Origin of the sequence: Streptomyces sp. NPDC050549 (assembly GCF_040655035.1) — a bacterium.
GTDB lineage: Bacteria > Actinomycetota > Actinomycetes > Streptomycetales > Streptomycetaceae > Streptomyces.
The window spans coordinates 196,825-207,657 of the sequence record NZ_JBFAJD010000015.1 but is presented as its reverse complement, the minus strand read 5'-3'; the positions used below and the strand labels follow the sequence as shown (position 1 = coordinate 207,657).

The 10,833-nt window shown below is 70.5% G+C and carries 11 protein-coding genes and 1 pseudogene; 6 read left to right on the top strand and 6 right to left on the bottom strand.

The features are described from left to right. Positions 1–112: 112 nt before the first annotated feature. The 6 genes from AB0I51_RS23325 to AB0I51_RS23300 all read right to left on the bottom strand — a co-directional run bounded on the left by AB0I51_RS23325 (position 113) and on the right by AB0I51_RS23300 (position 5,988). Positions 113–427 carry an SCO5918 family protein gene (locus tag AB0I51_RS23325; RefSeq protein ID WP_362978004.1) on the bottom strand — a complete coding sequence of 105 codons (315 nt, stop codon included), beginning with the start codon at positions 425–427 and terminating at the stop codon, positions 113–115. A gap of 62 nt (positions 428–489) precedes the next feature. Then, positions 490–2,052, bottom strand: coding sequence for a DEAD/DEAH box helicase (locus tag AB0I51_RS23320; protein WP_362978002.1), 1,563 nt, complete (start codon positions 2,050–2,052; stop codon positions 490–492). 178 nt (positions 2,053–2,230) lie between these two features. Continuing rightward, a complete protein-coding gene (locus AB0I51_RS23315; RefSeq protein WP_019056860.1) occupies positions 2,231–2,434 on the bottom strand; it encodes a cold-shock protein in 204 nt (67 codons plus the stop codon). A gap of 253 nt (positions 2,435–2,687) precedes the next feature. Further along, positions 2,688–4,478: an alpha/beta fold hydrolase gene (locus AB0I51_RS23310; RefSeq protein WP_362978000.1), complete on the bottom strand. Its 1,791-nt coding sequence runs from the start codon at positions 4,476–4,478 to the stop codon at positions 2,688–2,690. Further along, entirely contained in the window at positions 4,433–5,056 is a 624-nt protein-coding gene (locus AB0I51_RS23305; RefSeq protein ID WP_362977998.1) for an acyltransferase domain-containing protein, read from the bottom strand. Before AB0I51_RS23305 ends, AB0I51_RS23310 begins: the two co-directional genes overlap by 46 nt. Then, on the bottom strand, positions 5,053–5,988 hold the full coding sequence (locus AB0I51_RS23300; RefSeq protein WP_362977996.1) for an acyltransferase domain-containing protein: 936 nt from the start codon (positions 5,986–5,988) through the stop codon (positions 5,053–5,055). The genes AB0I51_RS23305 and AB0I51_RS23300 overlap by 4 nt, the downstream gene beginning before the upstream one ends. 57 nt (positions 5,989–6,045) lie before the next feature. On the opposite strand from AB0I51_RS23300, the pseudogene AB0I51_RS23295 reads away from it, so the two are divergent. The 6 genes and pseudogenes from AB0I51_RS23295 to AB0I51_RS23270 form a co-directional block, all read left to right on the top strand. Continuing rightward, positions 6,046–6,186, top strand: a pseudogene (locus AB0I51_RS23295) (3-hydroxyacyl-CoA dehydrogenase); the annotation flags it as partial. A 239-nt stretch (positions 6,187–6,425) separates the two neighbouring features. Then, entirely contained in the window at positions 6,426–6,935 is a 510-nt protein-coding gene (locus tag AB0I51_RS23290) for an alpha/beta hydrolase (protein WP_362978024.1), read from the top strand. Between the two features lie 64 nt (positions 6,936–6,999). Continuing rightward, entirely contained in the window at positions 7,000–7,584 is a 585-nt protein-coding gene (locus AB0I51_RS23285; RefSeq protein WP_362977994.1) for a helix-turn-helix domain-containing protein, read from the top strand. 72 nt (positions 7,585–7,656) lie between these two features. After that, entirely contained in the window at positions 7,657–8,061 is a 405-nt protein-coding gene (locus AB0I51_RS23280; protein ID WP_362977992.1) for a RidA family protein, read from the top strand. 255 nt (positions 8,062–8,316) lie between these two features. Further along, positions 8,317–10,101, top strand: a complete 1,785-nt coding sequence (locus AB0I51_RS23275) for an ATP-binding protein (protein WP_362977990.1) — start codon at positions 8,317–8,319, stop codon at positions 10,099–10,101. Next, positions 10,098–10,832 (top strand): response regulator transcription factor, encoded by a 735-nt coding sequence (locus AB0I51_RS23270; protein ID WP_362977988.1) that lies wholly within the window; start codon positions 10,098–10,100, stop codon positions 10,830–10,832. The genes AB0I51_RS23275 and AB0I51_RS23270 overlap by 4 nt, the downstream gene beginning before the upstream one ends. The last annotated feature ends 1 nt before the right edge of the window (position 10,833 follow it).

Here is a 10,833-nt window from a genome sequence, read left to right as displayed (position 1 = left end):
ACCCGGCTTCTCGCTGGCCGCGGCCGGGGGCGCCCCCCGGGGCCCCCCCCCCGCGGGGCGCCCCCCCCCGCCGCGCGTCGGCAGGGCCCTCACGGCGGTACTGCTGTCGTTCCTATGCCTCCTGGGGCGCGCCGCTGCCCAGCAGCGCCGACGCGTTCTCCACCGGGGTGAGGACGTGCACGGGCACCGCCTCCGGCAGGCCGTGACAGGTGAAGCCGAGCCGGGTCATGGCCCGGATGACCTCGCCGCTGTTGAAGTCGCGCGGGTCCTGCCGGGTGATGACCTGCCCCACCTGCTTGACGGGGTAGCGGCGCCGCCCGATGGTCACGGACTCACCCGTGACCAGTTCGGGCTTGATGCCCTTCATCGTCTCCAGGACTCCCAGCTTGGTGAGATCGAAGGGATACCGGGCGATGACACAACGCATGTTGCCTCACAGAGAGAAGGGGAAACCGTCCGAACAGGCCGCCGAAGAGGCCGAGTTGATCCTCAGGCCGCAGGGCCGAAGGACGACCGTCGCTGTCCCCTGCCGCTCCCGCCGGCACCGCCGCTGCGGCGAGCCGTGCCGCCGCCGGTCCGGCCCTCGCCGGCCGGCCGGCCACGACGGCCGCGCGACGACGAGGAGGAGGGGCTGCGGCGGGCGCGCTCGCGCTGCTCCACTACCGGGGCGGTGATGACGACCGGGACGCCGGAGGGGGCCTGGGCGCCCGTGATCCGGGTCAGCTCCTCCTCGCCCGACCGTACCGAGGTGACCGCGGCGGTCACGCCGGCCATGGTCATCAGGCGGGTGAAGTCACGGCGCTGGTCGGGGGTGACCAGCGTCACGACACTGCCGGACTCGCCCGCACGGGCCGTACGGCCGCCGCGGTGCAGATAGTCCTTGGGGTCGGTGGGCGGGTCGACGTTGACGACCAGGTCGAGGTTGTCGACGTGGATGCCGCGCGCCGCGACGTTGGTCGCCACCAGCGCCGTCACATGCCCGTCCTTGAACTGCGCGAGGGTGCGGGTGCGCTGCGGCTGGGACTTGCCGCCGTGCAGCCCGGCCGCGCGGACGCCGTTGTTCAGCAGGTGCTTGACCAGCTTGTCCACCGCGTGCTTGGTGTCCAGGAACATGATGACCCGGCCGTCACGCGCCGCGATCTCCGTGGTCGCCCGTTGCTTGTCCGTGCCGTGGACGTGCAGGACGTGGTGCTCCATCGTCGTGACCGCGCCCGCGGAGGGGTCGACGGAGTGGACGACGGGGTCGGTCAGGTAGCGGCGGACCAGGAGGTCCACGTTGCGGTCCAGGGTGGCCGAGAACAGCATCCGCTGGCCGCCCGTCTGCACCTGGTCCAGCAGGCCGGTGACCTGGGGCATGAAGCCCATGTCGGCCATCTGGTCGGCCTCGTCGAGGACGGTGATGGTGACGTTGTCCAGGCGGCAGTCGCCGCGGTCGATCAGGTCCTTGAGCCGGCCCGGCGTCGCGACCACGACCTCCGCGCCACCGCGCAGCGCCCCGGCCTGGCGGCCGATCGACATACCGCCGACGACGGTGGTCATCCGCACGCTGACGGCACGGGCGTACGGGGTGAGCGCGTCGGTGACCTGCTGGGCCAGCTCACGGGTCGGGACCAGGACGAGCGCGAGCGGCTGACGCGGCTCGGCCCGGCGGCCCGCGGTACGGGCCAGCATCGCGAGGCCGAAGGCGAGGGTCTTGCCGGAACCGGTACGGCCGCGGCCGAGAACGTCGCGCCCGGCAAGGGAGTTGGGGAGGGTCGTCGCCTGGATCGGGAACGGGACGGTGACGCCCTCGTGGCCCAGCGCGGCCAACAGCTTGGCGGGCATGTCGAGTTCGGCGAACGACTCCACGGCGGGAAGGCCGGGAGTCACCGTCTTCGGCAGCGCGAACTCGCCCTGCAGGGCGACCGGTCGGCCACCGCCGCCCTTGGAGCGGCGCGGGGCGCTGGAGCGGTTGCCGGTCGGGGCCGCCGAGCGGTAGCCGCCACTCTTTCCGGATTCCGGATTTCCATTGCGCTTTCGCGCGAAGCGATCATTTGTACGTGCGCGGTTCAATGTGGAACCTTCCTTGATATGGCACGTATCAAGGAATTCCCGCGGTGAATGAACGGCGCAGAGAATCGCAAGAACGAGCCGGTGGCTTCGGCGGAATATCGCCGAAAGCTTGGGAAATGCAGCGAGCTGGGGCCCGCACCCCAAGGTGCGGGCCCCAGCTGCGAAGTTAACGTCGGTGTTACGCAGGGACGATGTTCTCGGCCGTCGGGCCCTTCTGGCCCTGCGCGATGTCGAAGGTCACCTTCTGACCCTCCTGTAGCTCGCGGAAGCCCTGGGCGGCGATGTTCGAGTAGTGGGCGAAGACGTCAGCGCCGCCACCGTCCTGCTCGATGAAGCCGAAACCCTTTTCCGCGTTGAACCACTTCACTGTGCCACTGGCCATTTTGTTCTCCTTCGGGGCGGTCAGCGGAGTCCGCACTGTGCGAGCTCCGTGTCGCCGTGATGATCACCCCGCCGGAAGAAAAACCGGACACACAAAAAAATGCTCCACCGCCTCGGAGGGCGGTGCGGGCATCTGAAGGGTTTGGCAACCACAACTGCAACTGAGATCAATAGTAGCACGGCGCGATCGTGAGTGTGCGGCCGTGAATTCCGTTTCTCATGCCGCGAACACAGATATTCGATCTCCCGCCGGGCTATGCGAGGCCGTCGAGCCAGTCGCGGACGGCCTTGGCGGTGGTCGGCGCGTCCTCTTCGAGCACGCTGAGATGAGTGCCGGGGGCATCCGCCGTGTCCCGCACACCGGGCCAGGACGACCGCCACTTCGACGGCATGTCCGCCAGTGGCGCGGAGGCCCGGACCAACAGGCTCGGCACCTGCGTGAGTTCGGGCTGCCAGCCGCGGAACATCCGGGTGTACGCGCCCAGCGACAGCAGCGTCAGATCGTCCACCAGGGTGTCGAATCTCTCGCCGGCCGCCAGCGGAATCCGGGCGGGCAGGGACAGCAGCCACGGCTCGGCCTCCCGGTCCGGGGTGATGTGGTACGAGTCGATCAGCACGAGTCCGGCCGGGGAAGCGCCGAGACCCGCCAGGTGCGTGGTGAGCGCGTGGGCGGCCGCACCTCCCATGGAATGGCCGACCACTACACAGGGACGGTCCCCGAGCTGGTGCCGCACGGTCGCGGCATGCGACGCCGCAAGCGTCTCCAGGTCCCGTGGCACCGCGTCTCCGTGATCGACGCCGGAGTGCCGCACCTCGAACACGTCCCGCTCGCCCTCGAAGCAGGCGGCGAGCCCGGCGTACCGGGGCCGGCCCAGGTTGGAGGCGAAGCCGGGCACACAGACCAGGGCCGGCCCCCGGGTCCCTGCGGCCAGCCGCAGCGGCGGCAGCGCGTGGCGCGCGGCCTCCTCGGGGCCGAAGACGGTCGTGCCGACGGACGCGGTCACCAGCAGGTGCATGGCCGATACGACGTCACCGGTCTCGCAGACCTGCCGGTACAGGGCCGGCAGCGACTGCCCCATTCCGCGTCCGCGCCCACCGGCCCGCACTGGTGCCGGGACGCTCGCGGCTGTGGCCCCGTCGGGCAGCGTGCCGCGCAGCTCGCCGTACAGGTGCTCGGCGAGGCGGTCGGTGTCCGGCCAGTCGTAGGCCACGGTGACCGCCAGCGGTGTTCCGGTCAGCAGGCTCAGCCGGTTGCAGAGCATGACCCGCATCAGGGAGTCGAGGCCCAGTTCCGCGAAGTCCCGGTCCACGGCGTCGACTTCGGTGTGTCCGAGCACGGTGGCGACCTCGGTGCGGACGAGTGACCGCAGGGCGGGCAGCCGCTCGGGCGGGGGCAGGGCCGCGAGTCGGTCCCGCCACGAGCCGGCGCTGTCGTCCTGCACCCCGCCGCCGCCCGTGACGGCTGCGTCGGCCGAGGGCCGGCCCATGCGCAGCAGTCCGCGCAGCGGGGGCGGGACGGCCGTCCCGGACCGGAGCGCCTTGGGCGAGTGGTCCAACGGCAGTGGCGCCAGGACCGGTTCGGCACTGCCCAGCGCGGCGTCGAAGAGCGCGAACGCCTGCTCCGGAGAGACCGCGCGCACCGGTCCGCAGTGCACCCGGCCACTGCGTGCCGCCATACTTTCCTCGTCGGCCCACGCGCCCCAGACCAACGACAGCGCGGGCAGGCCCAGTTGGGAGCGTTGGCGCGCGAGCGCGTCCAGGAAGGAGTTCGCCGCCGCGTAGTTGGCCTGACCCGGGTTGCCCAGCAGCCCGGCCGCCGAGGAGAACAGCACGAACCGGGCCAGCGGCAGCTCCTTCGTCGACTCGTGCAACTGCCAGGCCGCATCGACCTTCGGCCGCAGCACCGCCGCCAGCCGCTCAGGCGTCATCGACGCCAGCACCCCGTCGTCCAGCACCCCGGCCGCGTGCACCACGGCGGTCAGGTCGGGCCCGAATTCCTTCAGTACGGCGGCGAGTTGCTCCCGCGCGGTGATGTCACGGGCCACCACTGCCGCTGGAAGGGATGGGTCGGCATGCCGTCGACCCGCCGGGCGCCGCTGCCCCTGTAGACCCGGCGCCAGTCCAACCGTGCGCCGTGCACGTGGAGTTGACCGAGCGCGTCGAACACCGTCCGCGGCTCGGCGCTGCCCCGGCGGGCAACCGCGGTGAACAGGAGTTCCTTGGCGGTCCCGGCGAGAGCCGTCGCGGCCTGGGCGGTGAGATGGGCGTCCGGGCCGAGCTCGGCGAACGCGGTCACCCGTCCGTCGTGCGCCAGCCAGTGGACCGCGCCGCCGAACCGCACGGCCTCACGGGCGTGCCGTACCCAGTAGGCGGCCGACCGCAGCTCCTCCCCGGTGGCCGGAAGCCCGGTCAGGCCCGACAGCACCGGGAGGTTGGGGGTGCCGTACGTCAACTCGCATGCGACAAGGCCGAATTCGGCGAGCATCGGCTCCATCAGCGGGGAGTGGAAGGCGTGGCTGACCCGTAGCCGGACGGTACGGCGGCCTTGTACGGCGAATCGCTGCGCGAGCGCGAGCATCGGCTCCTCCGAGCCGGAGACAACGACCGCGCGAGGGCCGTTCACGGCTGCGATGGCGACCCCTCGGTCAACTCGGCCGTCACCTCCGCCTCGGTGGCGTCGAGCGCCACCATGGCACCGCCCTCCAGCAGTTCCCGCATCAACCTCCCACGGGCCGCGACCAGTTCGACGGCGTCCGCCTCGGACAGCACGCCCGCGCAGTGCGCCGCCGCCAGTTCGCCGACCGAGTGCCCGGCCAGGAAGTCCGGACGTACACCCCAGGAAGCGAGCAGTCGGAAGACGGACACCTCGTAGGTGAACAGGGCGGCCTGGGTGAAGTCCGTGCGCTCCAGCAAGGCGGCTTTGTCCGCGTCCCAGAGCACTGAGCGCAGCGGACACTCCAGGTGTGCGTCGAAGCGGGCGCACAGGGCGTCGAGAGCGGTCGCGAACACCGGGAAGGTGTCGTACAACTCCCTTCCCATGCCGGTCCGTTGGGCGCCCTGGCCGGTGAACAGCAGGGCCAGGCGGGCGGCGGAGACGGCGGTGTGCGGGGGAGCGGACTCCGTCAGGGCGTCGAGGGCGGTCAGGGTCGCCGCCCGGTCGTCGGTGGCGACGGCCACGCGGTGGGGGAGTCCGGACCGGCCGGTGGCCTGGGTGAACGCCACGTCCGGCAAGGGGAGTTCGGGGTGCTCGCGGAGGAAGGCAGCGGTACGTGCGGCCTGTGCTCGGAGTGCGGACGGAGTGGTGGCCGAGAGCAGCAATGGGGGTGCCGCTGTGTTGTGCCGGGGTGGTGGAGCGTCTGATTCCGCCTCCTCCAGGATCACATGCGCGTTGGTCCCGCCGATGCCGAACGTCGAGACCGCCGCTCGCCTCGGCCGTCCGGGCTCGGGCCGCCACTCCTCGTCCTGGGACAGCAGACGTACCGTGCCCGACGACCGGTCCACGTGCGGGGACGGCTCGTCGGCGTGCAGGGTGCGGGGGAGCCGGTCGTGCCGCATCGCCAGCACCGTCTTGATGACACCGCCGACCCCGGCCGCCGCCTGGGTGTGTCACAGCTGAGCGCGGCCGTACCGCAACCGTCCCGGCTCGCCTCACCGGACGAATACGCCTCCCTGGTCGGCCACATCCTCGACAACCCGATGCTCAACGCCGAGGTCATCCGCCTCGACGGCGCCCTGCGCATGTCCCCGCGCTGAATCCCGACCCGACCCGACATCGCCCGTCGCCCTGAAAGAGACCACTCATCGCACCGACCGAACACCCGCCGTCGCAGGCCTCCCCCTTCGATCCACCCATACAACTCCTCGACCCGTCAGGGAACTTGAGCACGGACGACCGGCTGCCCCTCGACTGACCACCGTCGACCTCCCCGCCCTGCACCGCGACACGACACTCACCCGCCGGCTGGACACGGAGGCCATCGCCCGCCCAACTCCTGGAATCCGAAGGGGTGCAGGACACGATCCTGGTCGAGCACAGCTACGGCGGGATGGTGATCACGGGAGCCGCCGCGCTCGCCGCCGACCGCGTCGGGCAGGTGGTCTACGCGGACGCCTCCGCCCCAGTGACCGGCGAGTCGGCGTTCGGGATGCTGCCCTGGCTGGAGCCGGCGTTCGCCGAAGCGCGGGGGCCGGCCGAGTGGGAGGTGGCCCCGCTCGACACCGGGGCGCTCGGTGCGGACGAGGAGGGGGCGGCATGGCTGTCGAGCAGGATGACACCGATGCCGCGATTCACGCACGAGGAGCCGCTCGGACCCGGCAGCGAAGAGGTTCTGGCGACCAAGCCGGTCACCTATGTCTACTGTGCCGATCAGGACTTCTTCACCGAGGTGGCCGCCGCGGCGGAGAAACGCGGGTTCCGGGTCGTCGCACTGTCCGACGTCACCCATGTCGGCCTGCTGACGCACCCGAACGGCTCCGCGCAGGAACTGCTCAAGCTCGCCTGAGGGCCCTGTTCGATGTACCTGGCAGGCGGGTTCAATTACCTCACAGGCATGTTACCGTGCCGGAATGTCGATCGAGGACACTGATCTGTGGGTTGCCCAACGCCTCAAGGACATGCGAGGCGAGCGGGGAATCACCCTCACGACACTGGCCGAACAGACCGGCATTTCCTCGGCGCATCTCTCGCGCCTGGAAAAGGGCGTACGCAAGCCGTCCATCGGCAGCCTGTTGCAGATCGCCCGCGTCTACGGCGTATCCATCAGTGAACTGGTACAGGAACCCGACCAGGACGACTTCCATCTCGTGCGCGCCGACGAGGCGATGACGCGTGAGGGCCAGGACGGCCGCTACACCGTACTGAGCGGGCCTCGCGAAACGATGTCCGTCATCCGGGTCGAATTGACGGCCGGTAAACACACCAAGACCGCACGACATGTCGGCGAGGAATGGCTGCACGTCGTGTCAGGGGCGATCACTCTCGACATCTCGGGCGTATCACTGCAACTCGATGCCGGGGATTCGGTGCATTTCGACTCTTCGAAGGAACATCGTCTCACCAGCAGCGACGATGCCGACGCCACCGTACTGATCGCGTCGACGGCGGCAACCGTTCCGATGCGACACCCCATTCCGGCGTCGCGTCGCAATTAGGCGAACACCCGCTGCGTACTGCGCGGGAACGACGGAAACACCCGTTCTTCCGGCAAGAGGGAAGGCCTCGCCATGTCGTCGATCATCGCGCTGAATCCCGCTGAACTCCCGCCCCTCACCGGTGTGATCTCGCACGGTCTGGCGGTCCCCGACCTGGGCCTCCTCTACACGTCCGGACAGGTCGCGTGGGACGCCGAAGGGAAATTCGTCGGCCGGGGCGACCTGGCCGCGCAGTTCACCAAGGCCTGCGAGAACATCGACGCGGTACTGGCCGCCGGAGTTTCGAGCCGCAGCAAAATCATCAAGGAGACCATTCACCTCGTGGGGTACGACACCGACGACGCGGAGAAACTGATCGCGCTCATCGCCGGCTGCCGAGGGGAGGGCCAGACGTCGCCCGCGAGTACCTGCGTGGGTGTGGAGACGCTCTTCGCGGAGGGCTGTCTGGTCGAGATCGAGGTGGTCGCGACCCTGTGACCGAATTCGACGTCCTGCGGAATCGGTGAACGAACAGCATTTCCCCGGCCTCCGTCAGCTGTCGGCGGACTCCTGCAGTCGGCCCCCGACGACCAGACCTGAACCCGGTTACGGGAGTTGAGGGTGTGCGCTCGGCCCCGCCGACGGAGTGACCCGTATTGCGCGGATTCCGCCACAGGAAGCGTCGCTGCGGGCCTACGCTGAGTAGTCGCGTCGGTGGGGGAGGGGGCGGCTCATTTGTCCGGTGCCCCAGGCATGCGGTTGTCGGCCCGGCGCGAGGCCGTCGCGCTGGCCGTGTTCGGCGCGGGATTCGGGGCGTACGTACTGATCGTGACCGCTCCTGGCCGGTACACCACGACGACCACGATTCCGTTCTCGGGAGCCGTCGGCGGGCTGTACCTGGTGGCCGGACTGCTGGCCCGGCTGCGACGGCCCGGCAACCGCGTCGGGCTGATGATGCTGCTGGTCGCGTGGGGCTGGTTCGCGGAGGACCTCCAGATCAGCCCGGACCCGGTCGTGCACACCGTGGGCCTGCTCGTTCGTTCGGCCTCCAGCGGTTTCCTCGTCCCGCTGCTACTGATGTACCCGGACGGCCGGTTGAGGTCCCGGACCGACCGCGTGCTGGCCGATGCCGGATATCTGACGGCCTTCGTGCTGATGCCGCTGAGCGTGCCGTTCTCCACCTCGGTGGTGCGGAACCTGCTGCTGGTGCACCCGGTGGACTGGCTGCGGCAGGCGACCGACGCGGTCCAGTTCGTCATCAGCGGAGCCGTGGTCGCCGCCCTGCTGGCCCACTGGGAGACCGCTACCCGCCCCGCCCGACGCGTTCTCGCCCCGCTCTACGCCGTCGGCCTGGTCGGCGGTCTCGCCTCCGCGCTGGACGGGATGCTCGGGACCGGGCCCTCGTGGACCCACACCCCCCTCATCAACATCGCGCATGTGTCCGTACTCCTGCTGCCCTTGGCGTTCCTGGCCGGCGTGTGGCGCGTCCGGATGGGCCGGACCGCCGTGGCCGACCTGCTCCGCCGGATGCCGCTCGCCTCCGAGGAACAACTCCGGGACGCGCTCGCGAAAGCACTCGGCGACACCTCCGTACAGGTGGGGTTCCCCGCCCCGGACGCGGTCGGGTACGTCGACAGCCAGGGCCGTACGCTCGGTGCCGCCCCGGGACAGCAGGTCAGCCCGTTGGAACGGAACGGCCGTCGGGTCGGCGTCCTGCTCCACGACCCGGCGCTGCGGGAGGACAGGTACGTACTGGAGGCGGTCGTCTCGGCGGTGGCGCTCGAACTGGACAACCAACAGCTCGCCGCCGAGGTCCAGGCGCAGCTGGCCGAGGTACGGGCATCCCGCGCCCGCATCGTCGAAGCGGGCGACGAACAGCGCCGGCGGATCGAGCACGATCTGCACGACGGCGCGCAGTCCAGGTTCGTCACCGCGCTGGTGACGCTGCGGCTGGCACGCCGGCGGCTGGCCACCCAGCGGTCGCCCGAGCCGGCAGCGTTGGCCGAGCTGGCCGAACTCCTGGACCGCATCGCGGAGTTGATGGGCGAGGGCATGGACCAGCTGCGCGACCTCGCCCACGGCATCCATCCGGCCGTCCTCAGCGAGACGGGGCTCGTGGCTGCCCTGGAGATGATCGCCGCCCGGTCCCCCTGCCCGGTCCGGGTCAGCGCCGCAGCGGTACCCGAGCTGCCGCGGCCCCTCGCGGCCACCACGTACTTCATCGCGGCGGAGGCGGTCACCAACGCCCTGAAACACGCCCACGCCACGACCATCGACATCGACGTACGACACGAGGACGGCCTACTGCGCCTCGCGGTCACCGACGACGGCATCGGCGGTGCCGACCCCGACGGGGGCACCGGACTGCTCGGCCTGCGGGACCGGGTGGCGGTGTTCGACGGGGAGATGACCGTGCGCAGCGCGCCGGGCCGAGGGACCGTGGTGGCAGCCACGTTGACGACCGGACGGGCCGGGCGCTCCGAGGAGGCGCGCGCCGAGCGGGGGGCTCCGGGCGAGGGGGAGGACGGACGAGAATGACGGGTTCGGGACGGACCACGGAGTGGACACCGCACGGGGAGGGACCGGCGGCCGTACGCCGGACCGACCCGCTGCGCATCGTGCTCGCCGATGACGAGCGGCTGTTCCGGTCCGCGCTGGCCGCACTGCTGGAGAGCCGGGGGCACCGGATCACCGCCCAGGTCGGCGACGCGGACGCCCTCCGGGCGGCGGTCGCCCGCACCGACCCCGATCTCGCGGTGATCGACATCAGGATGCCGCCCACAAAGCGCCTCGAAGGCCTGCGGGCCGCGGTCGACATCCGGCAGTCCCATCCCGGTGTGGGGATTCTCCTGCTGTCCCAGAGCATTCAGGTGACTCATCTCACCGAACTGACGGGTTCCGGTGTCAGAGGCGTCGGCTATCTCCTCAAGGAGCGGGTCGCCGACGAGCACTTCCTCGACACGGTGCGCCGAATCGCCGAAGGGAAGTGCGAGTTCGACCAGGAGGTTCTACGGCTGCTGTTCAACGGCCCCCACCAGCACGGGCGTTTGGCCAGACTCAGCGCGCGGGAACTGGAGGTGCTGAAACTCATGGCGCAGGGGCTGACCAACCCGGCCATCGCGAGCCACCTCGTGGTCACCGTCAAGACGGTGGAGACCCATGTGGGCAGCGTCTTCAAGCGACTTGGCCTCCCCGACGAGAGCGAGGGCGAGTACCACCGGCGTGTGCTCGCCGTCCTCACGTATCTGCAGTCCGATCGAACCGTGTGAC

Coding starts and splice junctions, on each gene's coding strand:
- AB0I51_RS23325 (WP_362978004.1), bottom strand. CDS start 427: ATGCGTTGTGTCATCGCCCGGTATCCCTTCGATCTCACCAAGCTGGGA.
- AB0I51_RS23315 (WP_019056860.1), bottom strand. CDS start 2,434: ATGGCCAGTGGCACAGTGAAGTGGTTCAACGCGGAAAAGGGTTTCGGC.
- AB0I51_RS23300 (WP_362977996.1), bottom strand. CDS start 5,988: ATGCGGCACGACCGGCTCCCCCGCACCCTGCACGCCGACGAGCCGTCC.
- AB0I51_RS23285 (WP_362977994.1), top strand. CDS start 7,000: ATGTCGATCGAGGACACTGATCTGTGGGTTGCCCAACGCCTCAAGGAC.
- AB0I51_RS23280 (WP_362977992.1), top strand. CDS start 7,657: ATGTCGTCGATCATCGCGCTGAATCCCGCTGAACTCCCGCCCCTCACC.
- AB0I51_RS23275 (WP_362977990.1), top strand. CDS start 8,317: ATGCGGTTGTCGGCCCGGCGCGAGGCCGTCGCGCTGGCCGTGTTCGGC.
- AB0I51_RS23270 (WP_362977988.1), top strand. CDS start 10,098: ATGACGGGTTCGGGACGGACCACGGAGTGGACACCGCACGGGGAGGGA.